The sequence below is a fragment of the Streptomyces sp. NPDC050504 genome (assembly GCF_044458065.1).
Classification (GTDB): Bacteria; Actinomycetota; Actinomycetes; order Streptomycetales; family Streptomycetaceae; genus Streptomyces.
Map to the genome: position 1 here is coordinate 415,959 of NZ_JBITHO010000007.1, position 26,858 is coordinate 442,816.

21 protein-coding genes are annotated in these 26,858 nt (G+C 71.5%); 5 read left to right on the forward strand and 16 right to left on the reverse strand.

Annotated elements, in window-relative coordinates:
• Nucleotide 1: 1 nt before the first annotated feature.
• The 3 genes from ACIBNE_RS27775 to ACIBNE_RS27785 all read right to left on the reverse strand — a co-directional run bounded on the left by ACIBNE_RS27775 (nucleotide 2) and on the right by ACIBNE_RS27785 (nucleotide 3,838).
• Complete coding sequence (locus tag ACIBNE_RS27775; protein ID WP_399276161.1) at nucleotides 2-1,768, reverse strand: ABC transporter substrate-binding protein; 1,767 nt, start codon at nucleotides 1,766-1,768, stop codon at nucleotides 2-4.
• Nucleotides 1,769-1,811: 43 nt separating this feature from the next.
• Complete coding sequence (locus tag ACIBNE_RS27780; protein ID WP_399276163.1) at nucleotides 1,812-2,762, reverse strand: ABC transporter permease; 951 nt, start codon at nucleotides 2,760-2,762, stop codon at nucleotides 1,812-1,814.
• Nucleotides 2,763-3,019: 257 nt separating this feature from the next.
• Nucleotides 3,020-3,838, reverse strand: coding sequence for a slipin family protein (locus ACIBNE_RS27785; RefSeq protein ID WP_399276312.1), 819 nt, complete (start codon nucleotides 3,836-3,838; stop codon nucleotides 3,020-3,022).
• 208 nt (nucleotides 3,839-4,046) lie between these two features.
• On the opposite strand from ACIBNE_RS27785, the gene ACIBNE_RS27790 reads away from it, so the two are divergent.
• Nucleotides 4,047-4,913, forward strand: a complete 867-nt coding sequence (locus ACIBNE_RS27790) for an alpha/beta fold hydrolase (protein ID WP_399276165.1) — start codon at nucleotides 4,047-4,049, stop codon at nucleotides 4,911-4,913.
• A 35-nt stretch (nucleotides 4,914-4,948) separates the two neighbouring features.
• Here ACIBNE_RS27790 and fxsT read toward each other — a convergent pair whose 3' ends face one another.
• From fxsT to fxsA, 4 genes are all read right to left on the reverse strand, one after another.
• Nucleotides 4,949-8,950, reverse strand: a complete 4,002-nt coding sequence (gene fxsT / locus ACIBNE_RS27795; RefSeq protein ID WP_399276167.1) for an FxSxx-COOH system tetratricopeptide repeat protein — start codon at nucleotides 8,948-8,950, stop codon at nucleotides 4,949-4,951.
• Nucleotides 8,934-10,241, reverse strand: a complete 1,308-nt coding sequence (fsxC, locus tag ACIBNE_RS27800; RefSeq protein ID WP_399276169.1) for an FxsC protein — start codon at nucleotides 10,239-10,241, stop codon at nucleotides 8,934-8,936. The genes fxsT and fsxC overlap by 17 nt, the downstream gene beginning before the upstream one ends.
• Nucleotides 10,242-10,643: 402 nt before the next feature.
• On the reverse strand, nucleotides 10,644-12,851 hold the full coding sequence (gene fxsBH / locus ACIBNE_RS27805; protein WP_399276171.1) for a radical SAM/SPASM protein FxsBH, inactivated beta-hydroxylase extension form: 2,208 nt from the start codon (nucleotides 12,849-12,851) through the stop codon (nucleotides 10,644-10,646).
• 164 nt (nucleotides 12,852-13,015) lie between these two features.
• A complete protein-coding gene (gene fxsA / locus ACIBNE_RS27810) occupies nucleotides 13,016-13,183 on the reverse strand; it encodes an FxSxx-COOH cyclophane-containing RiPP peptide (RefSeq protein WP_399276173.1) in 168 nt (55 codons plus the stop codon).
• 241 nt (nucleotides 13,184-13,424) lie between these two features.
• Between fxsA and ACIBNE_RS27815 the strand changes: the two genes are divergently transcribed.
• Entirely contained in the window at nucleotides 13,425-14,333 is a 909-nt protein-coding gene (locus ACIBNE_RS27815; RefSeq protein ID WP_399276175.1) for a DUF4231 domain-containing protein, read from the forward strand.
• Between the two features lie 109 nt (nucleotides 14,334-14,442).
• Here the strand turns inward: ACIBNE_RS27815 and ACIBNE_RS27820 are convergent, their stop codons facing one another.
• From ACIBNE_RS27820 to ACIBNE_RS27855, 8 genes are all read right to left on the reverse strand, one after another.
• On the reverse strand, nucleotides 14,443-14,922 hold the full coding sequence (locus ACIBNE_RS27820) for a hypothetical protein (protein ID WP_399276177.1): 480 nt from the start codon (nucleotides 14,920-14,922) through the stop codon (nucleotides 14,443-14,445).
• A 154-nt stretch (nucleotides 14,923-15,076) separates the two neighbouring features.
• Nucleotides 15,077-15,988, reverse strand: a complete 912-nt coding sequence (locus ACIBNE_RS27825; RefSeq protein ID WP_399276179.1) for a S1 family peptidase — start codon at nucleotides 15,986-15,988, stop codon at nucleotides 15,077-15,079.
• 174 nt (nucleotides 15,989-16,162) lie between these two features.
• A complete protein-coding gene (locus ACIBNE_RS27830; RefSeq protein ID WP_399276181.1) occupies nucleotides 16,163-16,957 on the reverse strand; it encodes a DUF1684 domain-containing protein in 795 nt (264 codons plus the stop codon).
• 5 nt (nucleotides 16,958-16,962) lie between these two features.
• Entirely contained in the window at nucleotides 16,963-18,243 is a 1,281-nt protein-coding gene (locus ACIBNE_RS27835; protein WP_399276314.1) for an NtaA/DmoA family FMN-dependent monooxygenase, read from the reverse strand.
• Between the two features lie 11 nt (nucleotides 18,244-18,254).
• Entirely contained in the window at nucleotides 18,255-19,379 is a 1,125-nt protein-coding gene (locus ACIBNE_RS27840; RefSeq protein WP_399276183.1) for an LLM class flavin-dependent oxidoreductase, read from the reverse strand.
• Between the two features lie 11 nt (nucleotides 19,380-19,390).
• Nucleotides 19,391-20,155, reverse strand: a complete 765-nt coding sequence (locus ACIBNE_RS27845; protein WP_399276186.1) for an amino acid ABC transporter ATP-binding protein — start codon at nucleotides 20,153-20,155, stop codon at nucleotides 19,391-19,393.
• Nucleotides 20,152-21,960, reverse strand: a complete 1,809-nt coding sequence (locus ACIBNE_RS27850) for an FAD/NAD(P)-binding protein (protein WP_399276188.1) — start codon at nucleotides 21,958-21,960, stop codon at nucleotides 20,152-20,154. Before ACIBNE_RS27850 ends, ACIBNE_RS27845 begins: the two co-directional genes overlap by 4 nt.
• A complete protein-coding gene (locus ACIBNE_RS27855) occupies nucleotides 21,957-22,829 on the reverse strand; it encodes an amino acid ABC transporter permease (RefSeq protein ID WP_399276190.1) in 873 nt (290 codons plus the stop codon). The genes ACIBNE_RS27850 and ACIBNE_RS27855 overlap by 4 nt, the downstream gene beginning before the upstream one ends.
• Nucleotides 22,830-23,290: 461 nt before the next feature.
• On the opposite strand from ACIBNE_RS27855, the gene ACIBNE_RS27860 reads away from it, so the two are divergent.
• Complete coding sequence (locus ACIBNE_RS27860) at nucleotides 23,291-23,767, forward strand: GNAT family N-acetyltransferase (RefSeq protein WP_399276192.1); 477 nt, start codon at nucleotides 23,291-23,293, stop codon at nucleotides 23,765-23,767.
• Complete coding sequence (locus ACIBNE_RS27865) at nucleotides 23,764-24,753, forward strand: ABC transporter substrate-binding protein (protein WP_399276194.1); 990 nt, start codon at nucleotides 23,764-23,766, stop codon at nucleotides 24,751-24,753. The genes ACIBNE_RS27860 and ACIBNE_RS27865 overlap by 4 nt, the downstream gene beginning before the upstream one ends.
• 57 nt (nucleotides 24,754-24,810) lie before the next feature.
• Here the strand turns inward: ACIBNE_RS27865 and ACIBNE_RS27870 are convergent, their stop codons facing one another.
• Complete coding sequence (locus tag ACIBNE_RS27870; protein WP_399276196.1) at nucleotides 24,811-26,115, reverse strand: DUF5685 family protein; 1,305 nt, start codon at nucleotides 26,113-26,115, stop codon at nucleotides 24,811-24,813.
• Between the two features lie 301 nt (nucleotides 26,116-26,416).
• Here ACIBNE_RS27870 and ACIBNE_RS27875 point away from each other — a divergent pair, with 301 nt between their 5' ends.
• Complete coding sequence (locus ACIBNE_RS27875) at nucleotides 26,417-26,854, forward strand: cell division protein SepF (protein ID WP_399276198.1); 438 nt, start codon at nucleotides 26,417-26,419, stop codon at nucleotides 26,852-26,854.
• The last annotated feature ends 4 nt before the right edge of the window (nucleotides 26,855-26,858 follow it).

Below are 26,858 nucleotides of genomic sequence, written 5' to 3' on the forward strand. Positions count from 1 at the left end.
GTCACTTCTTCAGGTACAGCCAGGCGGGGCTGACGGTGCCGTAGATGGGGTGGATGAAGGCGCCGCCGACGTTCGCGCCGTGCACCTGCGAGGTGTGGGCGTTGAGGAACGGCACGATCGGCACGTCCTTCATCGTGGTCTTCTCCAGGTCGACCAGGAGCTTGGTCTTCTCCTCGATGTCGGAGATCCCCTTGGCCTTCTCGATGCCCTTGTTGACGACGGGGTTGTCGTAGCGGGTGTAGTTCTCCAGCGCGTCGAGCTTCCCGTAGAAGTTCTCCGGGAGCAGCGTGGAGAGGGTCGGCCAGTTGACCGAGGTGGTCTGGAGCCAGAGGTCGTACGGGGCGGGGCCGCGGAAGACCTGGTCGGTGAAGGCGGCGTCGCTCATCGGCTTGGTGACCAGCTCGATGCCCGCCTTGCGGAAGGCGTCGACGAGGACCTGCGCGAGGCGGTCGTTGACGGGGTTGGTCTCGTACGCGTAGGTGAGCGAGGTGACCTCGGTCTTCGCCTTGGCGAGGTGTTCCTTGGCCTTGGCGATGTCGCCCTCGGGCGCGACCGGGTAGTGGTCGTACTTCTCCCAGCCCGCGACGGCCGGCGAGGAGAGGGTGGTGGCGATCTCGCCGACGCGCGGGCCGCCGAGCACCTGGCGGGCCTGCTGGCGCGGGAAGAGGTAGTGGATGGCCCTGCGGACCTCGATGTCGGTGACCCGGCTGGTCTTGATGGCGAGGCTGCTGGTGTAGGCGCCGCGGCGGCCCTCGACCAGGAGATCCTTCTTCCTGGGGTCGCGGTCGATGGCGCTGAACAGCTCGGGCGCGGTGCCGTCGCGGTCGGTGGAGGCGGTGTTCGCGCCGTCGCCGCGTCCGGAGAGGATCTCCTGCCCGGAGTTGACGGCCTTCTTGCCGAAGACGAACTCGTAGCCGTCCAGGTACTGGTGGCGGATCGGGTCGGTCTTCAGGTCCCAGTGCGGGTTGCGCTCCAGGGTCAGCGACTGGTTCTTCTTGTGCTCGACGATGCGGTACGGGCCGGTGGCGAAGGGCTTCACGTCGTAGCCGACGCCGGTGTCCTTGTCGGGGCGCACGGGCGAGGACGAGGACTGGGTGGCCATGAACGGCACGTCGGCCTGCGGCTCGGGGAAGCGGAAGACGATGGTCCTGTCGTCGGGCGTCTCGATCGCCTTGAGGTCGCCGCTCTTCGGGCCCGCGTACTTCTTGCGCGCCTCGGCGAGGTTGTCGGTGCCGGTGAGCCAGGTGGGCCAGTAGGAGGGGCCGACCTCGAAGCCGGGGGCGAAGGTGCGCTGGATGCCGTACTTGACGTGCGCGGAGGTGACGGGCTTGCCGTCCTCCCACTTCAGCCCGTCCTTGAGGCGGAAGGTCCAGGTGCGGCCGCCGTCGGAGGCCGTGCCCAGGTCGGTGGCGAGGTCGCCGACGAGCTTGGGCTTGCCGTCGACCACCTGGTACTGGGTGAGCTGGCGGCCCCAGAGGAAGGAGGTGTTGTACGTCTCGCCGCTGTAGACCTTCTGCGGGTCGAGGTGGGCGTAGTCGTTGGCGTTGAGGATCTTGACGGTGCCGCCCTTCCGGGCGCCGGGGACCTCGGGCGCCGGGCCCTGGCTGTCCTTGGCGGTGCCGATGATGGCGGCGAGCTTGGAGGTCTCCTTCTTCGGCCCCGACGCGTCCGCCGTACCGCCGGAACCGGCGCCCGCGGAGCAGGAGCAGAGCAGCACGGCGGCGGCGGGCACGGCGACTGCTGCGGTACGCAGGCTGATTCTGGGCATGGCGAACTCCGGTGTCGTACGGGTGGGTCGGGGAAGGAAGGGATCAGCGGGCGGTGCGCGGGTCGAGCGCGTCCCGCACGGCGTCGCCGAAGAGGTTGAAGGCGAGGACGAAGACGAGGATCGCCACGCCGGGGAAGACCATGTAGGTCGGGTCGTCGTAGAAGACCTCGGCGCCCCGGGAGATCATCCGGCCCCAGTCGGGGACGGGTTCGCTGATGCCGACGCCCAGGAAGGAGAGCGCGGCCTCGGCGGTGATGATGCCGGGCAGGGCGAGGGTGAGGTGGACCAGGACGGGCGCCCACACGTTGGGGAGCAGTTCCCGGAACACGATGTGGCGGCGGCTCGCGCCGACGGCCCGCGCCGCCTCGACGAAGTCCCGCTCGCGCAGCGACTTCACGGTCGTGCGGAGCACGAGGGCGAGCGGCACCCAGCCGAAGGCCGAGAAGACCAGGACGAGCACGGTGAACTGCATCCACACGGGCTCGTTCTCGCCGGGATCGACGAACCGGGTCTGGATCACCGGGCTGAGCGCGAGGAGGAGCAGCAGCGTCGGGAAGGCGAGCAGGACGTTGCAGAAGAAGGTGAAGACCCGGTCGGCGACGCCGCTCAGGTAGCCGACGGTCACCCCGAGGACGATGCCGACCACCGCGATGACGGCGGTCGCGGCGACGGCGACGAGGAGCGAGGTCCGCATGCCGTACAGGAGCTGGGCGAACACGTCGCGGCCCAGGCCCGGTTCGAGGCCGAACCAGAACTCGCCGGAGATCCCGCCGTTGGGCAGGACCGGCAGTCCTTCGGGGCTGAGGAGCCCCGGGGTGTCCTGCCCGTAGTGGTCGGTGGGGTTCTTGCCGTAGAGGCGGGTGATCAGGGGGGCCGCGAGGGCCAGCAGGACGAATCCGAGCACCACGCACAGCGCCGCCATACCGGTCCGGTCGCGCCGGAAGGCGCGCGCGGCTGCGGCGAGGGGGCTGCGGGGCGGCTGTGGTTCGGCCATTTCTGCCGTGCTCCTGGATGTGGTGCGGGGAAGTGGTGCGGGTCCCCGGTCCGGGATCTCCACCGCGGGGTCGGGGCCATCACACGGCATGGGCCGACCGCCCGGCAAATCGGATACGAGTGCGATACAGGGACGGAACTCACCCCGTACACACCAGGCAACACTCCTGAAACACCCGCGAAAGGTCTACACGCGTAAAAGGGGCATCTCACCCCGGGTTAAGCCCCAAATAAACCCCAGATGAGACTTCTCCCACGTCACGCCCCCTCGGACCCCTCCGCCCGCCCGTCGGCGTCCCGCTCCTCAGCCCCCTGCCGAGGGGTGGAGCGCTCCAGGAAGCGCAGCAGCTCCACCGGGAACGGCAGCACCAGCGTCGAGTTCTTCTCCGCCGCCACCGCCACGACCGTCTGCAGCAGCCGCAGTTGCAGCGCCGCCGGCTCCTCCGCCATCTCGTGCGCCGCCTCCGCCAGCTTCTTCGACGCCTGGAGCTCCGCGTCCGCGTTGATCACCCGGGCCCGCCGCTCCCGGTCCGCCTCCGCCTGCCGCGCCATCGAACGCTTCATCGTCTCGGGCAGCGACACGTCCTTGATCTCCACGCGGTCGATCTGCACTCCCCAGCCCACCGCCGGGCTGTCGATCATCAGCTCCAGGCCCTGGTTGAGCTTCTCCCGGTTCGACAGCAGGTCGTCGAGGTCGCTCTTGCCGATGATCGAGCGCAGCGAGGTCTGCGCCATCTGGGAGACCGCGAACCGGTAGTCCTCGACCTGCACGATCGCCTCGGCCGGGTCGATCACCCTGAAGTAGATGACCGCGTCCACCCGCACCGTCACGTTGTCGCGCGTGATGCCGTCCTGCGCGGGCACCGGCATCGTGACGATCTGCATGTTCACCTTGGCGAGCCGGTCCACGAAGGGCACCACCATCGTGAAGCCGGGTCCGCGCACCGCGGGCCGCAGCTTGCCGAGGCGGAAGACCACGCCCCGTTCGTACTGCTTGACGACCCGCGCCGCCGCCATCGCACAGGCGGCTCCCGCCCCGACCGTGACGGCCGCGGCCGTCACCAGTGCTTCGACCACCATGGCGACCCTCCGGGGTGCGACGTGGACATCGGCGCAATTGGCGTGCCCTTCGACGGTAACCCTGGTTTCGTGTCAAAGGGAGTCCTAAGAGGGCCCTGGCGAAGGCTCCTGATGGGTAATCATCAGGAGGGTGGGGAAGGGAACGGCGGGCCAACCGGGCCTGTACACAACGAGTCTCGTACACGACGAACGAAGGGGGCGGGGAGTGCGCGGTCGCGTGCGCACGGCTGACGGTCGCCATCTGATGGTCGAGCGTCTGGGGGATCCGCGGGGCAGGCCGGTCTTTCTGCTGCACGGCACGCCGGGAAGCAGGCTGGGGCCGGCCCCTCGCGGGATGGTGCTCTATCAGCGCAGGACACAGCTCATCACCTACGACCGCCCCGGGTACGGCGGCTCGGACCGGCTGCCGGGGCGCAGCGTCGTCGACGTGGTCGACGACGTCACCGCCATCGCCGACGCCATCGGCCTGGACGAGTTCGCGGTGGTCGGCCGCTCGGGCGGCGCACCGCACGCCCTGGCGTGCGCGGCCAAGCTGCCCGACCGGGTGACGAAGACGGCGGCCCTGGTCGGCCTCGCGCCCTGGGACGCTGCCGGGCTCGACTGGTTCGACGGGATGACCGCGCACAACGTGGAGGCGTACACCTCGGCGGCGGACGACCCCGACGGCCTCGTCGCCAGTTTCACCTCCCGCTCGGCGGAGATCAGGAAGGATCCGATAAGACTCCTGGAGGACCTGCGCAGGGAGCTGACCGACTCCGACCGGATGGTCGTGAACGACTCCGGCGTCCGCGCCATGCTGCTGCGCAACTTCCACGAGGGGCTGCGCACGTCGGCCTGGGGGTGGATCGACGACGCCATCGCCTTCTGCCGCCCGTGGGGCTTCGACCCCGCCGAGATCAAGGGGCCCGTGCTGCTCTGGCACGGCGAGCTTGACGTCTTCTCGCCGGTCGGCCACTCCCGCTGGCTCGCCGAGCGGATCCCGGGCGCCACCGTCGAGCTGGAGCCCGCGGCCTCGCACTTCGACGCGCTCCACGCCCTGCCGAGGATCCTCACCTGGCTGCTCGCCAGATGAGGATCCCCGAGCGGCGCCCCTGACCGCGCGGCGGACTACACCGCCAGCGGCTCCAGGTCGCGGCTGACCCGGCGCTCGTCACGGGCGATCCGGGTCAGCGGGTGGTCGTCGCCCAGCAGCCGCGCCAGCTCGTCCCCGGTCTCGGCCCGCAGGTGCCGCGCCTCGTCCTTGCGGCCGAGCACGTCCAGCGTCACCGACATGTTGGAGATGACGCCCAGCGTCTCCGGGTGGTGCGCGCCCAGCACCTCCTTGAGCCGTTCGACGGCCGACCGCTCGATCTCCAGCGCCAGCTCCGCCTCGCCCATGTCCGCCTTCACGTTGGCGAGGTTGACGGTGCAGAACAGGGTGTGCGGATGGTCCGCGCCCAGCACCTCGGAAATGCTCCGGATCACCCCTTCGAACATCTGCTCCGCCGCGTCGAGCGACCCGCAGGCGCCCTGGTAGATGCCCAGGTTGTTGAGGGCCGCCAGGGTGTACGGGTGCTTCTCGCCCGGCACCTTGATGTACTGGTCGACGACCTCCTGCGCCGCGTCCCTGGCCAGCACGGTCTCCCCCGCCGCGAAGTGGTCCGCCGCGAGGTTCAGGTCGCAGGCCAGCCAGTCCGGGTTGGGCGAGGTGTACTTGGCGCGGTAGCGGGCGCAGGTGGCCGTGGTCAGCCGCCTCGCCTCCTCGAACCGCCCGGCCCTGCGCAGCGACACCGCGAGCGACTTGGCGGCGCTGAGCGTGCCGGGGAAGGCCCGGCCCATCGTCTCCTTGTAGGTGTCGTAGGTCCGGCTGAGCAGCGCCACCGAGTCCTCGTACCAGCCGACCTCGCGCAGGTCGCGGGCGAGCGAGGAGGCGGAGGAGAGGGTGTACGGATGGTCCGCGCCCAGCACCTCCGTACGCCGGTCGAAGACGTCCTGGTCGATCTCGCGCGCCCTGGAGTACTGCCCGACCATGCGCAGGTTGAGCGCGAGGTTGTTGGCGGCCGCCAGGGTGCGCGGGTGCGACTCGTGGAAGATCTGGCTGAACCCCTCGTGCGCCTCGGTCGCCAGCTCCATCGCCCTGCCGTACTGGCCGAGCGTGCCCAGGTCCATCGCGAGGCCGCTGGTGGTCATGTACGTGTGCGGGTGCGTCGGGCCCAGTACCCGCCGCTGGCGCTCCAGGGTCAGCTCGTCGAGGTCCTTGGCCTCCACGAACCGCCCTTGCGAGCGCAGGATGTTGGAGAGGTGGAAGCGCAGGTAGAGGTACTGCCGGTCGTCGTTGCCCAGCTTCTCGCGCCAGGCGTCGCGCAGATCGCTCGCCAGGGTGTACGCCGTCCTGAAGTCGCCGCGCTTCCACAGGTAGCGCACCCGGTCGATGAGCAGCCTGCGGGTCTCGGGCTCCTTGCAGTGTCTGGCCTCGGACGGGCCGAGGTGCGGCCAGATGGTGTTGAAGCGCGGCCAGGTCGCGGGGTTGTCTATCGGCTCGTCGTCGTCGGGCCTGGCCCCGGCGAGGATGCGGTGCACGGCGTGCCGGGCGTCCTGCTGCTCCTGTTCGCTGAGCTGCGAGCTGATGACGGCCTGCACGAGGCGGTGCACCTGGATGGAGTTGGACACCTGGTCGACCTTGGCCAGCGCGAACCGGCCGATCTCCCGGATGACCCGGCCGAGCACCAGCTTCTCCTCCAGCGAGGAGTCGTACGGCTTGAGCGCGTCGATCATCTCCTTGCTGTAGAGGAGGTTCGCGGAGATCGGCTCGGGCGCGAAGAACGCGCAGAGCTGGAGCAGCCGCACGGCGGCGGGCGAGCGCTCCTTGAGGCGTTCGATGGAGACGTTCCAGGTCGCGGCGACCGGCTCCGGGTAGCCCGCGGGCTGGTTGAGGGCCAGCACGCTGGACGCCTGGCGGGCCAGCTGCTCCAGGTACTCCCCCACAGGGGTCGCGGTCTCCGCGATCCACGCCGCCGCCTGCTCGACGGCCAGCGGCAGGTCGCCGACGGCGATGGCGACCTGGTCGGCGTCCTCCACGGAGAGCCCGGGGGCGCGCCGCTGGAGGTGCTCGATGGACTCCTCGCGCAGGAAGACGTCGACGGGCAGCGCGTCGCCGTGCTGCGACCAGGTCTGGTTCCTGGAGGTGACGAGGATGTGGCCGCCGCTGCTGCCGCGCGGGAAGAAGCGGCTCAGCTGCTCGGGGTCGTCGGCGTTGTCGAAGACCAGCAGCCAGCGGTCGGACGGCACGCCGCGCATCAGGAGGTCGATGGCCTCCTGCGAGGCGGCCGCCATGTCGTCGCCGCCCTGGGCGCCGAGCCTGATCGCCAGCTCGGCCAGGCCCGCGACGACGTCGTCGACCTGCTCGGAGGAGATCCACCAGACCAGGTCGTAGTCGGCCATGAAGCGGTGCACGTACTCCAGCGCCACCTGCGTCTTGCCGACGCCGCCGAGTCCGTACAGCGTCTGGGGCTGCGGCAGTACGACGGCCATGCCGCCGCCGAGCTGGTCGCGCATCCGTTCGAGCACGAGCGAGCGTCCGGTGAAGCCCGCGTTGCGCGGGGGCGCGTTCCAGATCTTGGGCACGGTGCCGGGGAACCGCGGCCCCGGGCTGGAGGTGTCCTGGAGCTGCACGGGCCGGTCGACCGCGCGCAGCAGCGCGGCGGTGGCGTGCACCTCGTCGAGGCGGAACAGGTCGACGGGGTTGCGGTCGAGGTAGGCGGCGCCGAGGCGGACGTCGCCGACGCGCAGCGGGAGCAACTGGCGGCGGGCGCCGCTCGGGTCGTCGGCGGCGACCTGCTCCCAGACCCGTACGGCACGGGGCGACTTGAGGTAGGCGCTGGAGAGCAGGACCAGGGTGCGGCCGGCGTTCTCGGCGGACGCGGCGGCGTCCTCGTCGCCTGGGCCCGGTTCGGCGGAGGCGTCGCGGGGCACGACCCGGAAGCCCGCCCGGGTGAGGACGGACTCGATCCAGTCGGCCCACATGCGGTTCTCGGCGACGTAGCTGAGGTAGATGTCGGCGGGCAGGGTCGGGCGGCGCCGGGTGAAGGCGTCCCTGATCCTGATGCGGACCTCTTCGCTGACGGGCGGCATGGTGGTGACGCGCTGGTCGGTGACGACGGAGGTGAGCCGTTCGAAGGCGGACAGCAGCGAGTTGGTGAGCCCGGCCTCGTCCCCGAAGGTGGCCAGGGTCTCCTCGTACGCGTAGTAGGGCCTGTACGGGATCTCCACCGCGCCCCAGTAGGCGGTGAGTTCGTCGGGGTCGAGGTTGCCGGGGAACCGGTCGAACTTGAGGCGGGCCAGCGCCCGGCCCGCGTCGGCCTTCTCCTTCTCGCCCTCGTCGATGCGCATGGGCACGGGGAAGATCCGGATGCCCCGGTCGCCGTAGCGGTCGGCGATCTGCTGGGCGACGGCGGCGGCGCCGTCGATGGACTGGTCGCTGAGGGTGAAGCAGTCGACGAGGACGTCGGGCAGCTGGATGGTGCAGATGTCGGCGATGTCGCTCAGGCCGGTCCTGGAGTCGATCAGCACGTAGTCGTAGTTGGCCTTCATGTCGTCGCGCAGGGCGTCGAAGAAGTAGCCGCCGTCGAGCCGGTCGTAGAAGTTGTCCCAGTCGAAGTTGGAGATGGTCGCGGAGTAGTCGCGGTTCTGCTTGCCCGCGGAGACGAAGTCGAGGGTGCCGCCCGCGGGGAACTCCCAGCCGAGGTTCTCGGGGCTGAGCGAGACGGCGTGCCGCTGGATCCTGGCGTACTCGCGGAACCAGTCGTCCGGCCAGTCCTCCGAGCGCTCCTCGGAGCGGTTGGCGGCCCTGATCGCGGCCCACTGGAACTCGGTCAGCATCTCGATGACGCCGGTCGTGGAGCGCAGGGTGTTGGGGTCGAGGAAGGGGTGGAAGAAGCGGTGCAGGCCGGGCGCTTCGAGGTCCCAGTCGACGGCCAGGACGCGGTTGCCGTTGGCCGCGAGTATCCACGCGGTGTTGGCGAGGGCCATGGTGCGGCCGGTGCCGCCCTTGTAGGAGTAGAAGGTGACGATGCGTCCGTTACGGATGTCGCGTGCGTCTCGGCTGTCGCGGGTGTTACGGGTGACGGTCATCCGGGTCCTCCGCATCGGGCGCGCTCGGGTGCGACTCGGGTATGTAGCGCGTGGTGCCGTAGTCGGATGCCACCGGACCCGTGAGTCTGGGCCGTTCGAGGTGGCCGCCGCCGACCGGCGGGTGGTGGATGAACGCGTGGCGCAGGTACTGCTGCGCCGCCGCCTCCACCACTTGGGGCAGGAGCTGCCCGAAGGCTTCCATGCTGGGCACGCCCTTGGCGGCGGCGCGGCAGGCCGCGCGCCCCTGGCGCATCTTGGACGGCATGGTCGCTTCCAGCTTGGCGGTGAGCTCGGCCTCGGCGGCCCTGCTCTGGTGGTCGTCCCGGTTCCAGGGGACGATCATGGTGACCCAGGGCCGGTGCTCGGCGTCGAAGGCGGCCAGCCGCTGTCTGCGGTCCTCGTCCTGCAGCGCCCAGCGGTCGACCAGCAGGATCTGCGGCCGGTCGGGGGGTTGTTTGGCGTCGTACGCGGTGGACTCCTCGTCGAAGGACGTGACGGTGGGCTGGTAGTTGAGCGAGCGCACCAGGTCCTCCGTGACGTAGGCCAACGGGCGGGCGGCGAGCGGGAAGTACGGGTTCCAGTCCTGCGGAACGTCCCCGTAGTAGTCCGGTATTCGCCCTTCGGGCAGGTCGTGGCGGGTGGCGGCCGCGATGGTCACCTGCATGGGCCTGGGGCCCGAGCGCGGAGTGCCGAACGCGGCGGGCGCGAGGCGGTAGTCGACGGCTCTGCCGGGACTGATCCGGGTGCCGTCGGCGACGCTGACGATGCGTTTGGCCAGTTCGTAGACCGCCCGCTCGTATTCCTCGGCGAATATCCGGAGTTTGATGAGTCCGTAGAGCCCGTCGGTGACGTAGCGGTTCCCGAAGTCGCGGTGGTTGAACTGCAACCGCTCGGCGGGGCCCGGGAGTTGATCGGGCGGTACGGGAACCCAGAGGGCGGGCACGATGGCTTCGGCCGGCCTGTTGGAGCGCGCCTGGTGCTGGATCGCCCGCTGGGCGAAGGCGAACCACTCCTTTCCGCACATCTCACTGGCGAAATAGCGCGGCGAGAAGAGCGGTACGAACACCCGGCAGGTGGCCAGCACCTCGCCCAGCCGTTCCGACCAGCCCTCTCCCGAGCGGATCTCCCGGTCGATGAATCCGGCGGGCGTGCCCGCGGGGAGATCGGTCATGGCCAGGACGTGGTTGCAGAGGTCGGTGAAGAGCCGCTGCACCCACATGTCGGGGTCCTGGCCGCCGGTTCCCGGCGTATGGGCATAACTGAGAAAGAAGTACGGCCGGTGATCTGTCATTCGCTGCTGCGGTGATGCGTTCACACAACCCCCGTCCTGCGTGCGAAGTAATCATTCCGGAGCAGTACGCGCTCCATCCCCACGACGTTCGGTCATTCAACGCCGCTTTTCGGTCATCCAGAACCCGGTTGCGCCGGTTACTTTCTTGATCGAAAACAGCCTTGCGGTCGTTCTTCCCACTTGTCCCGTGTGTACCGGCCGTCGCGGGAAGTCCGTGCCGACCCCACTGAAGACGCTGGTTCCCGGCAAACGGATCCATAGTCCTGAGCTTTCCCGTTCGCCGACCGCAATTCCCCTCCGGCAGGGGACGGGTACGGTACGGCGTCCGGAATCGTTATTCGCCCGTACGGAAATGCTTACGAAACCCGGCGCCCGCATTGATCACCGGTTCGTTCCAGGACCTCATCCCGGTTCGGCCTCCGTTTCCGCTTCGATCGCCGCGACGAGCCGCTTTCCGTCCACGGTCAGTTCGGCGGCGCCCGCCAGCGTCACCAGTGCCCGGCGCACCTCGTCGCGCGCCTTGGGGTCGCGGGCCGCGAGCACCGCCCGTTCGTGGGCGCCCGCCAGCAGCTCGGAGACCGGCACGGGCCGGGCGCTCCACGGTGCGGGATGGTGCCACCAACCGTCCTGCGCGTACAGGTCGCAGACGTCCAGCAGGGCCCGCAGCCGCGCTCTGCGGTGGCCGCGCAGCAGCGCGTCGGCCAACTGCTCCGGGCTCCCGGCGAGCGGCACGCCGAGCGCCCCGTAGCCGTGCCCGCCCACCACGCAGTCCGTCCCGGCGACCGGGGTCAGCGTGGTGAGTTCCGCTGCCGCTGCCGCCGCCGCGTCCGGCGCGCCGCGCCGCAGCAGCGCCCACGCCTCGGCGAGCCGCGCGCTCCAGTCCTCGGCCTCGGCCGGCCCGAGCGGCCCGGCGACCGCGGCGGGGAAGCAGTCGCGGTACGGGTCGAGGTCGTCGAGCGCCAGGTCGGGCGCGCCGTCCCGGCCCAGCCGGTGCACGGGCCGCCAGTGGGCGCCGGTCTCGTCGGGGCGGGCGACCCGGCGCTCGGCGCCGTCGATCCGCACCAGGAAGCCCTTGTCCGCGGCCCGGACCTCGGCGGTGCCGTGCGCGTCGGGCCCGCCCACGCGCAGCGCGCCGACGGTGGGCAGGAGCAGCACGCCCGCCTCGTACGCCACGGGCAGCGGCAGTTCGGTGCCCGCGCGCACGGCCGCCGCCGCGACGAGCGCGGACAGCCGTCCGGCGCGCTCCGGCCGCTCGTAGGCGTCGACGAGCCGGGTGCGGGCGTAGGGGTGGGCGAGCACCGCGTCGAGCGCGTCGGGCTCCCGGACCTCGATCGTCCGCGCCGCCTCCCACGCCGCGTCCCACAGCTCGCCGCCCCGGCCCGCGAGCTCGGCGTCGAGGCCGGCGAGCAGGGTGCGGGTCAGGTCGCCCTGGGCGTCGGCGAGTTCGGCCGGGTCGGTCACGACGGCGGCGGGCGCGGTGCGGGCCTCGATGCCGTGCACCAGCTCCTTGAGGTCGGCGCAGTACACGGACGGGTGGTCGAAGCCGCCCGCCGGGCCGCCGTCCGGGCCCCGGTCCGAGCGGTAGCGGTGGGTGTAGAGGCCGCCGCCGCACGAACGTACGACGGGGCAGCTGCGGCAGGTCTCGCTGACTCCGGCGAGTCCGAGCTGCCGCGCCCTGACCCCGGGGTGGGCCGCGACCTCGTCGAAGGCGTTGCGGAACACGTCGAAGCCGGTGGCCGCCGCTCCTTCGTAGGCGCTCTTGAGCGAGTCGACCTGTTCAAGCGAGCCGTCGGTCTCCACGACGACGAGGTCGGTGGGGGCCAACCCCAGGGATTCGGTGAGGCTGGGGCCGCCGTGCAGCGTGGAGAGCAGCGAGGAGAAGAGCCGTACGGGGACGGGTCTGCCGCGTTCGGCCCAGCGGTCGTGGACGGCGAGGAGCCATTCGGCGTAGGCGGTGGGCGAGCCGTCGGGGCGGATCGGGGGCTCGTCCCAGGTGGCGTGCGGCAGCAGGAAGTCGATAAGCGGGGGGTCGAGCTCGACGAGGGCGTCCAGCACGGCGACGGGGTCGTTGCGCACGTCGATGGTGCAGAGCAGGCCGAGGTTGAGGCGGCGGTAGGGCTCCTGGTTCAGCAGTTCGACGGCCCTGAGGACCAGGGGGTGGCTGCTGCGCCCGTCGGCGTAGCGGCGGTGCCGGTCGTTGGCGGCCCGGTCCCCGTCCAGGGAGATGCCGACCTTGAGGTCGTACTCCAGGAAGAGGTCGAGGTAACGGGGGCTCAGCTGGAGGCCGTTGGTGTGGATCCTGAGGTCGAGATCGGCGATCCCGTCGAGGGCTCCGGTCAGCTCCTCGCAGACGAACCGCAGCCGGGCGGGGCCCGCGAGCAGGGGCTCTCCGCCGTGGAGGATCACGGACACGGACGGCAGGGCGTGGGTTTCGGCGTGCTCTGCCAGGCGCCGGGCCGTCGCGGAGACGGCTTCTTCGGAGATTACTTTGGGGCGGTCTCGCCAGCTCTGATCAGCAGCTTCGTAGACATAGCAGTGGTCACACGCAAGATCGCACCTACTGTGCACCTTCAGGACGATCTCACGGAATGGGACCAGGGGTCCTGTCATTCCGCCATTCTAGCGGTCACGGGCTATACGGAATCCGTACGTTCCATGTTCACATGACATTCGAATGCGGCCGGTCCGGGCGTCACGGACGGGTCCGGACCGACGACCGGCCCGTCAGAGATCGACGACGGGCCGAACGGGCATGCTGTGACTACAGACTGCTACTACAGGGCGGAGTTGAAGGTCGAGACCTTCGTGCGCGCACCGAACGACGCGGGAAGGACTCGTCCGAGCTTCCGGGCCGCTTCAGCGCCGCGCACATCGATCTCGCCCAGAGGCACGCGAGTCTTCTTCGCGACGGCGAAGGAGACAGAGGTTTCAGTGGTGTTCACGGCCGTCCTTGGGGGTTTGTTTTCTTCTGAGAGATCTGCACCGTTGCAGCCTCCGGCGGCACGACTTTACTCTCTTGGCCACTGATGGCAACTGAACCCGCCCGTCTGCAACAGCGCCGATACACGGCCCTGACAGGCTAGATGGGGAATCCGCCATTCCGTGGCAATTCAATCGATCGGGTGAAAGAGAAAACCGCAGACGAGGGTGACCATGACGGCGATTCCCGGTCCACTTCAAAGTATGGTCTTCAGGAACGCTGACCTGCCAACACTGTTCCACCATGCGGACGCCGTGGCGATCGCGCGGCAGCGTGAGGCGGTGAACACCACTAGGACGCAACTGTTACTGCTGGTCGCAGGCGCGGCACTGGCCGCACCCGGCTGGCAGGGCGAGCCGAGCGGTCCTGAGCGGGTCCTGAGCGCGCTGAGCGTGCTCGCCTACGCCGGCGCACTGGCGACGAGCTACCTCGCCAACCGCCGCAGAGCAAAGTCGCATTGGCAACTCAACCGCTCCGCGGCCGAGTTCATCAAATCACTCTGCTGGCGCTACGCCGTGCACGGAGCGCCCTTCGGCACGGCGTCCGCACACCCCGAGGCGCTGTTCGCCGCGCGGCTGGAGGAGGGGCTCCAGGAACTGCGGAAGGTCGGCTGGTCCGATCCTCGCGAATCCCTGGCCGAAGCGGCCGACGACAGCGACGGTGTCATCACCGATTCCATGCGAATGCTGCGGGCCAAGTCCTTCGGAGTGCGCAGGGACACCTACGTCAGAGATCGACTCATCGAACAGCGCAAGTGGTACCACCGCCGACGCGAGGTCTCCCGGCGGGCGAGCGCCCTGTGGTCGGCCGCGATCGCCCTGTGCACCGTGCTGGCGCTCCTCTTCGGCCTCCTGCACACCTTCGGCACCGCGGGCCCGGTCCACGTGGCGGGGACGCTGTCGGCCGCGGCGGCGGCCTGCATCGCGTGGAGCGAGATGCGCCGCCACCAGCCGCTGCTCTCCGCGCACTCCCTGGTGGAGAAGGACCTGGAGGCGATGCAGGTGGCCATGGAGACCTCGATCACCGAGCGGCAGTGGCCGTCGGCGGTGTTCGAGACGGAACGGCTGTGCTCGCCGCAGCACACGGACTGGCTGGCGAAGCTGGGCACGTGACGGCACGCCGGCCGGCGGCGCGCCGGTCCGCGGCACCAGCAGGAACACGGTGCACCGGGCACCGGGCACCGGGCACCGGAAGGGGCGACGCGGGGCGGGGCGGCGGGGCTCAGCCGCGCCGCGCGCCGTCGCGCCAGATCACCGTCACGGGGCGGCCCACTTCCCTGGCGTACGTGACGATGTCGCCCGTGCCGCCGCGGCCGCGCGCCGGGAGGCCGTCCCAGACCGCGATGAGGCGGTCGCAGTTGTCGGCGATGAAGGTCCCGGCCGCGTAGTACGCCTCGTCGGTGGCGTGCGCGTAGTCCATTCGGACCTCCTGGGTGGCGCGGTCCTTGAGGCTGCGGTAGCGGGCGAGTTCGCCGTTGTCGGCGAAGCCCGTCTCGTAGTCGCCGCTGGGGATGACCACCGTCAGCTCGGCGCCGCATTCGAGGGCGACGTCCGCGAAGAGCTGGTCGGCCCCGACCGCCAGGCTGGACAGCGCTTCCATGGCGCCCTCGTGGCCCCGCAGGACGTCGCGGATGGCCGCTCTGGCGTGTGCGTAGACCTCGGGCGGCATGGATCGGTGGCCGGTCACTCCGATGCGCTTCATCCGCCCCCGCTTCGTTCGGTCCCGTGGCGTGTCCGGCACCCTCGACCACGGATGACCACGGAAACATCCTCTCAAGTCACCTGTATGGGCGGGAGCCCCCGCCCGCAAACGTGCGGGCGGGGGCGGTGGCCCGCCGTCGGCGGCGGCCGGTGGATCAGTAGACGCTGACGCCGTAGGCGCTCAGGGCCTCGGTGACCGGCTGGAAGAACGTCGTGCCGCCGGACGAGCAGTCGCCGCTGCCGCCCGAGGTCAGGCCGATGGCGCGGCTGCCCGAGTAGAGCGGGCCACCGCTGTCGCCGGGCTCGGCGCAGACGTTCGTACGGATCATGCCGTAGACGACGTCGCCCCCGCCGTAGTTGACGGTGGCGTTCAGCCCGGTGACCGAGCCGCTGTGGGTGCCGGTGGTGGAGCCGCGGCGGGTGACGCTCATGCCCACGGTGGCGTTGGCGGCACCGGTGATGTCGACGCTGCCGACCGTCCCTGGGTGGGAGACCGAGGAGTTGCTGTAGCGCACCAGGCCGTAGTCGTTGCCGGGGAAGCTGGAGCCCGCCGTGGGGCCGATGCTGGTGGTGCGGGAGGAGTTGGTGTACCAGGGCGGATTGCCGTCGGTGCAGTGACCGGCCGTGACCATGAAGTACGCGCCCGAGGCGTCCCGTACGTTGAATCCGGCCGAACAGCGCCAGCTGGTGGCGTAGATGGCGTCGCCGCCCGATATCAGCTTGGAGAACCTGCCGGACGTGCGTTCGATGCGCAGGGCTCCCGCGTTGCCGCCCGCGGCCTGCTTGATCTTCGCTATCTCGGCCGCGGAGACGGTGCTGTCGACCGTGAGGGACACGGAGCCCGTCTTCGGGTCGACGCTCCAGGCGGTGCCCGGGACGTCGGCTTCGAGCACCGCCGCGCTCGCCGCGCTCAGCGCGCTCGCGCCGAAGGTCCGGGACACCTGGGCCGAGTCGGCGTGGGCGGTGGGGAGCGTGACGGCCGCCGCGGCCACGAGGCCGGCCGCCACAGCGGTGAACCTGGTCCGTCTGGCCGGACCGGTGCGGGGGGTAGTGCGCTTGATCCTCACTCTTTTCCTCCTAGGTGGGGGGACCCGTGAGGCGCAGCCGAGGGGCTGGAGTGGCGCGAGTTGGTGCAGTGCCCCTGACAAGCGCTGTTGGCGAGTATTCGGTGGTCCGGCCACGTGGCGCAAGAGGGCCTGTCGGCCGGAACACCCGCTTCTACCCCGGGAATTGACGGAAGGTCAGTCCTGTTTCAGCTGCCTCTCCCCCGCCTCGACCGAGACGCCCAGGGTGTTGCCCGGTGGCGGGAACGGGCAGATGAAGTGGGCCGCGAACGCGCACGGCGGCAGTACGGCGCGGTTGAGGTCGACGGTCACCGAGCCGTCCGCCGCCGGGGCGCCGGGACGCAGGAAACGGAAGCGGAAGCTGCCCCTTCCGCTGGTCGCGTCGGCGAAGACCGCCCACAGCGAGCCGTCGGCCTCCACGGACACCTGGAGGGTGTGCTCGGTCCCGTCCAGGGCGAAGGTCAGCTCGCCGCCGAGGCCCAGGTCCCGCTCGCGCCCGTCGGCGTTCTCCACCCGCACGGTGCGCTCCCCCGAGCCGTACGGCGCGAAGCGGCCCGGCACCGTCCAGCGCGGGTCGTACGCACTCGCCTCGATGCCGGGGAAGGTGCGGCGCGCCTCGGAACCCGGGTCGAAGTCCCGTACGGCCCACAGGCCTTCGCGGCGCAGCACGACGAGGCGCCGTCCGCCGTCCGCGACCCGGGCGTCGGCGACGGCCCCCTGGTCGGCGGTGAGCCTCGCCTCCCCGGTCAGGGGCTTGCCGTCCACGGTCGGCGCGCCGTCGGCGGTCGCGGTCAGCACCACCTCGTCGCCGTCCTCGCGCCAGTGGCCCGGCACGCCGGGGACGCGGCCGTCGGGGTGGTCGGCGAGCCAGTGGGTGCCGGTGAGGGAGAGGGGGCCGTAGGGGGCGGTGACGGTGGCGGTGCGCTCCGCGCGCCACTCCTGCCAGGCGCTCAGCTCTGCTGTCGTACTCATGTGGATCAACCTTTCCATACGGGCTCGGGCAGCCCGAGGTGCCGGCGCAGGGTGGTGCCGTCGTACTCGGCGCGGAAGCTCCCGCGCTCCTGGAGCAGCGGTACGACCCGGTCGGCGAACTCGTCGAGCCCGCCGGGCGTGAGGTGGGGCACGAGGATGAAGCCGTCGGCGGCCCGCAGGTCGACGAACTCCTCCAGGGCCGCCGCCACGGTCGCGGGCGAGCCGATGAAGGACTGCCGCGTGGTGGTCTCGATGACGGTCTGGCGCAGGTTGAGGCCCTTGGCCCCGGCGAGCGCCCGCCACTTCGCGACGACGGCCGCCGGGTCCGCGATCCGCACCCGGCCCTGGACCAGGGTGGACCGCGGGTCGGGCGCGATCTCGGGGAGCGGCCCTTCGGGGTCGTACGCGGAGAGGTCGCGGCCCCACACCTGTTCGGCGGCGAGCAGGGCGTTCTGCGGCGAGACCTGGAGGCGGCGGATCTCGGCGGCCTTCTCCTGGGCGTCGGCATCGTTGTCGCCGACGACGACCGTGACGCCGGGCATGATCTTGAGGTCGTCGGGCGCGCGGCCGTGCGCGGCGAGCCTGCCCTTGACGTCGGCGTAGAAGGCGCGGCCCGCGTCCAGCGTGCCGTGCCGGGTGAAGACGACGTCGGCGGTGGACGCGGCGAACTCCCTGCCCTCCCCCGAGTCCCCCGCCTGGATGACCACGGGGTGGCCCTGCGGGGAGCGCGGGACGGTGAACTCGCCCGACACCTCGAAGTGGCGGCCGGTGTGCGCGAAGGGACGCGGGGTGCCGTCCGGGGTCCAGGAGTCCCACAGCCCGCGGGCCACGGCGACGAACTCGGCGGCCCTCGTGTAGCGGTCGGCGCGGTCCAGGAAGCCGCCGCGCCTGAAGTTCTCGCCGGTGAAGGCGTCGGACGAGGTGACGACGTTCCAGGCGGCGCGGCCCGCGCTGAGGTGGTCGAGCGAGGCGAGCCTGCGGGCAAGTTCGTACGGCTCGTTGAAGGTCGCGTTGACGGTGGCGGCGAGGCCGAGGCGGTCGGTGACGGCGGCGAGCGCGTTGAGCACGGTGATCGACTCGGGGCGGCCCACCACGTCCAGGTCGTGGACGCGGCCCTTGTGCTCGCGCAGCCGCAGGCCCTCGGCGAGGAAGAAGAAGTCGAACTTGGCGCGCTCGGCGGTGCGGGCCAGCGCTTCGAAGGAGGCGAAGTCGATCTGGGAGCGGGAGCGGGGGTCGGTCCAGACGGTGGTGCTGTTGACGCCGGGGAAGTGCGCGGCGAGGTGCATGGGGCGGTGGGTCATCGGATGCTGCCTCCTGCCGGGACCGGCGCGGCCGGGGGCCCGGCGTCCTCGCGGGCCCGTGCCGGGGCCGTCGCCGTGGCGTACTGGTTCGCGGGGCGCGAGAGGCCCAGGTGTTCGCGGAGCGTGGCGCCGGGGTAGAAGTTGCGGGCCAGGCCCCGGTGCTGGAGGAGCGTGACCGTGCCGTTGACCAGGCGCTCCAGGTCGCGCTGCGGGTGGGTCGGGGTGAGGTGGAAGCCGTCGACCGCGCCCGCCGCGTGCCAGTCCGCGATCAGCTCGGCGAGGCCGACGGGGCCGCCGGTGTACCAGGCCGCGGGTTCCTCGTCGTGGGTTTCCAGGCCGGGCTCGTGGCGCTGCTCGCTGCCGCACAGGTCGACCACGAGCGCGGCGAGCACCCGCAGGTCGTCCGGGTCCCGGCCCGCCTCGGCGGCGTGGGCGCGCAGCCCGGCGCGTACGGCCGCCGCCTCGGCCGGGTCCTCGACCCTGACCAGGGCGACGTCCGCGTGGCGCGCGGCGACGGCCCTGGCGTGCCGTTTGGTGGCGTCCACGACGGTCACGGGGTGGCCCTGCGGGGGCCTGGGGACGATGGAGGGGCCGCGCACGGAGAAGGTGTCGGCCGTGAAGTCGACGTAGTGGAGCTTGTCGCGGTCGACGAAGCGCCCTGTCGACACGTCGCGGATCTCCGCGTCGTCCTCCCAGCTGTCCCACAACTTGGCCGCCACGTCGGCCACTTGACCGGCCTCGTGCCACAGCTGCGGGGCGGGCGCGGCGGGCCTGCGGCCGAAGAGGCGCGCCTCGGCCGCGGTGGCGGAGACCGCCGGGGCCCAGCCCGCGCGGCCCCGGCTCACCCAGTCGAGGGTGGCCACGGCGGTGGAGACGTGGAACGGCTCGGTGTGGGTGGTGGTGACAGTGGGGACGAGGCCGATGCGTTCGGTGGCGGGGGCGGTGCGGGCGAGGACGGCGAGCGCGTCGAGCCCGGGGCGCAGCAGCGAGTCGGTGAGCGTGACGAAGTCGAGGGCGCCGCTCTCGGCGAGCCCGGCCAGCTCGGCGTAGTGCGCGGGGTCGTAGTGGGCGGGGCCGCCGATCTCGGCCGCCAGGTGGAGCGTTCGGGTGGTGGGTGGCATGCGGGGACTCCTCAGAGGACCTTCGAGAAGAAGGCGCGGGTTCTGTCGTGCTGCGACCGGTCGAGGACGTCGGCGGGCGGTCCCTGTTCCACGATCCGGCCCTCGTCCATGAAGACGACGGTGTCGGCGACCTCGCGGGCGAAGCCGATCTCGTGGGTGACGACGATCATCGTGGTGCCCTGCCGGGCCAGGTCCCTGATGACGTCGAGGACCTCGCCGACCAGCTCGGGGTCGAGCGCGGACGTGGGCTCGTCGAAGAGCAGCAGGCGCGGCTGGAGCGCGAGGGCGCGGGCGATGGCGACGCGCTGCTGCTGGCCGCCGGAGAGCTGGCGGGGGTAGCTGTCGCCCTTGTCGGCGAGGCCGACCCTGTCGAGCAGGGCGCGGGCGGTCTCCAGCGCCTCCGCCTTGGGGCGGCCGAGGGCGGCGACGGGGGCCTCGGTGATGTTCTCGACGACCGTGAGGTGCGGGAAGAGGTGGAAGTTCTGGAAGACGAAGCCGATGCGGGTGCGCTGGCGCAGCACCTCGCGCTCGCGCAGCTCGTACAGCTTGTCGCCGTCGCGGCGGTAGCCGATCAGCTCGCCGTCGACGCTGATCTGGCCCCGGTCCACCTTCTCCAGGTGGTTGATGGTGCGCAGCAGGGTCGACTTGCCGGAGCCCGAGGGGCCGAGGACGACGGTGACCTCTCCGGCGCGCACCTGGAGGTCGATGCCGCGCAGCACCTGGAGGGGGCCGTAGCTCTTGTGCACAGATCTGATGTCGACCATGGCGGTGCTCATCGGACGGGCTCCTTGCGGCTGTCGGTGGGGGCGGGGCGGTGGTCGGGGCCTTCGGTGAGGAAGGCGAGGGCGGCGCGGGCCGCGGCGTCGTTCTGCCGGAAGGCGGTGCCGCCCGTGCGGGGTCTGGTGAAGGCGCCGCTGGTGCGGGCCGTGGTGTGCGGGCCGAGGGCGAAGCGGCGCGGGTGCGGGCGGCCCGAGCGGTCGTGGACGCGGCCGTCGGCGGGGTCGATGGAGAGCAGTCCCGAGGGGGTGGCGGCGGCCCCGTCCTCGTACAGCGCGCGCAGCAGCGGGCTGCCGGTGAGCTCCAGGGTGGGGTCGGGCAGCCGGGCCTCGACGAGGGCGCGCGCCTCGACGCGCGCGCCGGGCACGGTGGCGCTGCCCGCGTGGAAGACGCCGCGCTCCTCGTCGGTCCCGACGGTGATGCCCGCGCCGAGGAAGCGCACGGTCCCGGCCCGGGAGAGCGCGTCGAGCTGGCGCAGCCTGGGTCCTGGCGGGCCCGAGGCGAGGAAGCTGAAGAAGCCGTGCCACCAGGTGCCGATGTCGCCGAACCGCAGCAGCTGCGCGTAGACCGAGAGCAGCGCGCCGAAGACCGCCAGGTCCTCGCTGTGCGCGGGGTCGTGACGGCGTCTCAGGTCGGCCGCGATGTGGCCGCGCATGCCTTCCTGGAGGGCGTCGAGCGATTCGTGGCGCACTCCGTCGAGGGGGTGGTCGAGCGCCGCGAGGTCGAGCCGGTCGGCCGGGTCGGGCACGACGGAGGCGACGAGGGCGTCCAGTTCCGCGCTGCCGGGCGCGCAGGCCGCGTACCGCTCCTCGAAGGAGGCCAGGTCGCTGCCGGGCGCGGTCCGTTCGGGGTGGGCGGTGAAGAGGCGGTGGTAGTGGGCGTACCGCAGTTCCTTGTCGATGAGCGGCCACAGGTCGCGCCGGAAGTCGACGGTGCCTGGGCGGGCGAGGAGCGCGTCGACTTGGCGGGGGCCGAAGAAGCGGGGCAGCGGGGCGCGTTCGCCCGTGAAGCCGTAGCCGATCTTGGAGTGGTACGGGACGCCGCGCCGCGATCCGACGTAGAGGACGGGCTCGCGCCCCGACGGCAGGTAGACGCCGTTCTCGTGCCGCCCGCCGCGGCCCTCGGTGACGAGCACCATCAGGTCGACGAAGGCGAGGCCGAAGCCGCGCACGATGACCGGCTCACCCGCGGGCAGCGCGGACAGGTCGCTGTCCGCGGTGAAGTCGGGCGGCAGGTGGAGCAGCCCCTTTCGGCGCGCGAAGGCGGACAACTCCCGCTGTTCGGCGTCGGGTTCGGCGTCGAGGTGGCCGATGGCGACGACCACCAGGTCGGCGGTGAGCGGCCGTGCGCTCCCCTCGATCCAGACGCGCTGGCGGCCGTGCGGGGGCCCGTCGACGCGCAGGGCCCTGGCGCGGTGCTCGTGGACGGCGGCCGTGTCGGGCAGGGCGGCGCGCGCCCGGTCGTACACCCAGCGCAGGTAGCGGCCCTGCAACCGGCGGTCGGGGAAGACGCGGCCGTCGATGCCCGCCCATTCGGCAAGCGTGGGCCCGGGGACGACCGGGCCCGCCATGTCCACGGTCTCGTCGGTGAACATGGTGACGTCCTCGGCCATGGAGTTCAGCCGCAGCAGCGGCGACTGCTCCTGGCGCCAGACGCGTCCGCCGCCCGGCGGGTGCGGGTCGACGAAGTGGACGTCGAGGGGCCGGCGGCCGTACAGCTCGGGGAGGTTGGCCGCGAGCCGTTCCAGGAAGCCGGTGCCGCTCGGGCCCGCGCCGACGACGACGATCGAGGGGCGCGGGCTCATCGGGCCGCGCCGGCCTTGTCGCCCTTGGCGTAGTACCGCTCGACGTAGTGCTGGCCGACGCTGAGCAGCGAGGTCACCGCGACGTACCAGAGCGTGGCGACCATCAGCATCGGCATCACCTGGTAGGTGCGGTGGTAGACGAGCTGCACGGAGTAGAGCAGGTCCTGTACGGCGATGACGCTGACGATCGAGGTGCCCTTGAGGGTGCCGATCAGCATGTTGCCCGCGGGCGGCACGATGGAGCGCATGGCCTGCGGGAGCACGATGCGCCGGAGCCTGCGCCAGCGGCCGAGGCCGAGGGACTGGGCGGCCTCGATCTGGCCGCGGTCGACGGAGAGGATGCCGCCGCGCACGACCTCCGCCGCGTAGGCGGCCTCGTGGAGGGTGAGGCCGATGACGGCGACCGCGATGGGGCTGAGCAGGTTGACCGTCTTGACGCCGAGCACCTGCGGGTAGAGCGCGCCGATGTTGAACCAGAAGAGCAGCTGGACCAGGATCGGGGTGGACCTGAACAGCCAGACGTACCCCCAACTCACCGCCCTCAGCACGGGGTTGGCGGAGAGCCGCAGGACGGCGAGCAGGGTGCCGATGGCGAAGCCGAGGACCATCACGAGGCCGGTCAGCCAGAGGGTGAGACCGAGGCCGCGCAGCACGGAGGTCGAGGTGAAGTAGTCGCCGACGACGTCCCACTGGAACGCCTCGTTGCGCACGACGGAGTTGACCGCGCCCGCGAGGAGCAGCAGGACGACGGCGGCCGCCACCCACTGTCCCGTACGGCGGACCGGCACGATCCTGGGGACGTCGTCGGACCCGGGGACGGCGCCCTCGTCGGGCGGTGTGGAGTCGCGTTTGGAAAGGGCCAGAGACATGCGGGGGCTCCGTGGCTGCGGCAGGGAAGAGGACTGCCTTCGGCACGGACACAGCGGAGCACGGCGCGGACCGGCCCCTCAGCACGATCCGCACCCGAGGCTAGGCGGTGAACACGGGCCGCTGTCAAGGCTGTCCACATTCCGGACGCCGCGTCTCAGCACAGTTGACGCACAACCGGATGCCTGTTCCACTTGCTCCATGCATCCGCAGCAGTGGCTGGTCACCCGCTCCCACATCGACTTCGGTCGCGTGTGGTCCTGTTCCTGTTGAGCCGACCCCGCTGCTTGCCCCGGCGCGCCCCGCGCACGCCGCTCCTCCGCGCCCGACGTCGGCCCTGACGGCCCGACCGACGCGCCCTCCGCGCACCCGTTCCGCGCATGCCTTCCCACGCACACAGCACCGCTCCACCCTCCCCTCGCGCTCCGCCCTTCCCCCACCCCTCCCTCGATTCGGGGTCCGCATGCCGCTGTCCATCCACCGGACTTCGGTCTCAGATCCCCTCGCGCGTCCGCTCCTGGACGAGCTGGCGTACGAGTACTCCAGCCGCTACGGCGACGACGCAGAGGACCTGTACCGCTATCCGTCCGCCGAATTCGCCCCGCCCGGCGGCGCGTTCCTGCTGCTCCTGGAGCAGGGCCGCCCCGTCGCCGGAGGCGCGTACCGCAGGTACGACGCGACCACCGCCGAGCTGAAACGCATCTGGACGCACTCCGCGCACCGCCGCAAGGGGCTGGCCAGGCGCGTGCTGCGGGTGCTCGAACGGGAGGCCGCCGAGCGCGGCTACACCCGCCTCTACCTGACCACCGGGCCGCGCCAGCCCGAGGCCAAGGGCCTCTACCTGGCCGCCGGCTACCGCCCGCTCTTCGATCTGTCCGCAGACCCGGAGTCGATCGGCCCGCTGCCGTTCGAGAAGCACCTGGAGATCCCGGCACCATGAAGACCCGTGTGAAGACCCGCCCGAAGACCCGCACCGCGCACGCCCGACGTCACGTCACCGCCTTCGCCCTGATCACCGCCGTCGCGCTGACCGCGACCGCCTGCGGCTCCGGCGACGGGAGCGGGGACGGCTCGGGGGCCGCGCCCGCGGGCGCGGCGAAGGGCAGGGGCGCGATCCCCACGACGGACGTGGTCTCCAAGGTGGCGAAGGACGCGGCGGCGGCCCGGTTGCTCCCGGCCGACGTGCGCGAACGCGGCTCGCTGACGATCGCGAGCAGCGTCGGAAACCCGCCGGGCGCCGCCTACCTGCCGAACGGGAGGACGGTCGCGGGCCAGGACATCGACTTCGCGGACGCCGCGGCGAAGGTGCTCGGTCTGGAGCTGAAGCGGGAGGTCGCGGCCTTCGAGGTGATCCTGCCCGCGCTGGGCAGCGGGAAGTACGACCTGGGCACCGGGAACTTCGGCGTCACCGACGAGCGCCGCAGGACCATCGACTTCGTGACGTACATCAACGACGGCCAGGGCTTCGCGGTGCGCGCCGACAGCAAGCTCGGCGAGGTGAGGGACCTGCTCCAGCTCTGCGGCCTGACCGTGGCGACCGGCGCGGGCACCACCTTCGAGGCGACCCTGAGCGAGAACAGGCCCCGCTGCGGCGAGGCGGGCAAGAAGCCTTACGAGGTGAAGACCTTCGCGGACACGGCCGCGGTCTACCTCTCGCTCCAGCAGGGCCGCAGCGACGTCGTCATGAACACCATCAACGGCCTGCGCTACGCGGTCGCCCAGCAGGACGGGCTGCGCTTCCTGAACGAGTACAAGCGGCTCGACGTCGGCTTCGCGCTCAAGAAGGGCAGCCCGCTGGCGCCCGCCCTCCAGGCCGCGGTGAACCGGCTGAAGCAGGACGGCACCTACGACCGGATCCTGAAGAAGTGGGGCACGACCCCGTCGGCGATCGAGGCATCGCGGATCTCTCCGCCGGAGGTCAAGTGACCTCCGGCCCGTACGGGGGGCGTCGGCCGTGCGCGGTCGGCCGACGGCCCGTCAGCTTCAGTCGCAGGGGCAGCAGCAGTCGCAACCGTCACAGCCGTCGCAGTCGCGGCAGCAGCCCTCGCGCTTCTTGCGCGACCAGGGACCCTCGTACTCCTTGGCACAGCAGATCTGGCAGGTGCAGAAGAGGTAGGTGAACATCGCGCAGCCCGCGAGGAAGCCGCGCTTCTTGGGCTGCTGCGGTCCCCCGCCGTACGGGGGCACTCCGCCGGGTCCGCCCGGCCCGCCGCCCCCGTAGGGGTTGCCGCCGCCACCGCCGTACGGATTCCCGCCGCCCCCGTACGGGTCGCCACCGCCGTACGGGTTCCCGCCGCCCCCGTAGGGGTTCCCCTGCTGGGGCGGCTGCTGGCCGCCGTACATCTGGCCCTGGGGTCCCTGGCCGCCGTACATCTGCCCCTCGGGGCCGAAGGCGCCGTGCCCCTGGGCGCCGTGGCCCGCGTGCGCGCAGCTCGGCGTGCCGAACGTGCGCTCGACCGAGCGCTGCAGTTCGTGCGCGAGCAACTGGTGCGCCAGGCGGTCCTCGACGAAGTGCGCGTCCTTGAGCGCGAGCCGCACGCCGTGCACCGCGTCGTCGCACAGCCTGCGCGCCTCGGCGAGCGAGGTGCCGGTGGCGGTGAGCGGGTTCCAGGCGCCCGACGCGTCGTCAGCCCGCTTGTCCTCCACGGCGTCCAGCAGGTGCGCGAGGCGCCCGAAGAGCCGTCCGGCCTCGGAGAGCGGCGCGATGTTCTCGGGCCGCCCGGCCAGGACGGCGGTGTGCGCGAAGGCCGCGGCGGTGGCGGTCTCGGTGGGCTCGGTGACCGTCAGCACGGGGGTGCCGATTCCGGCCAGCGCCTCGATGCCGGGCTGGCGGTCGACGGCGTCGACCAGCAGCGCGGTGTCGAAGCCGAGCGAGGCGCCGGCGCGGGCGCCCGCCCTGTCCCAGCTCCTGGCCACCCTGCGGGCGGCGGCGGCCACCGGCTTGCGGGCCAACAGGCCGTCCCTGTCCTCGACGTGGTCGCGGACCTTCGCCGACGCCAGCACGAGCGAGACGGTCGCAGCGAGCCGCGCGCCCTCGCCCCGGGCGACGGACGCGGTGCGCATGCCGCGCAGCGCGCAGGGGCCGGCGGTGCGCCGCCAGTCGGTGCTGCGCTCGGACTGAGCCTCCGTCAGGACCGAAGCGATCAGACCGTCATAGTTGGTGACGATCCGGGCGAACTGTCCGTGATCCTTGCGAAGTGCCAGGCAGAGACCGCAGAGATGGGCCATCCACTCGGTCTTGAGCCCCTCGGTGAGGCGGTGCGAGCAGGGCCTGACGATTCCGAACACAGCGATCCCCCGATGCCGTTCGACGGTGCGATCGGCATCGTATCCGGCCACGGGCCGATCTCCGGCATCACCCGTACGTCCCCGTCGTCACCCGTACGGACCGGTGCATCATATTTTCTTTCTTTCCGGGGCGGCGTACCGTCCACATACGGTCCGTACACGGGTAGATCACTGACGAATCGCCACAACTTCTGCACCAGTACCGTCACGAATCCCCAGCGCGGCGGCTATCCACTTGGCGCGCGATCCGCATCATGGTCGACCATAGGCACACGCGGAACATGCAGTGAAAGGAGGCGTCATGGGTTCGGTGCGCAAGGCGAGCGCGTGGCTGGGACTCGTCGAGGACAACGACGAGCGGTACTACGACGACGACTACGCCGAGGGTGCGGAGAACAGCGGCGACGCGTGGGTGACCGACCCGCGGGTGCAGGTGGCCTCCGAGACCGCCGAGGGAACGGGGCGCCAGATCGCCACGATCACCCCGGACGGCTTCCGGGACGCGCGCGGCATCGGCGAGCACTTCCGGGACGGCATCCCGGTGATCATGAACCTCACGGCGATGGACGCCACCGACGCCAAGCGCGTGGTGGACTTCGCCGCCGGGCTGACCTTCGGGCTGCGCGGCTCCATCGAGCGCGTCGCGACCCGGGTCTTCCTGCTGACCCCCGCCGACACGAAGATCGTGAACGGCGAAGCCGCCGGCCGGTCGGCCGACGGCTTCTTCAACCAGAGCTGAGCGA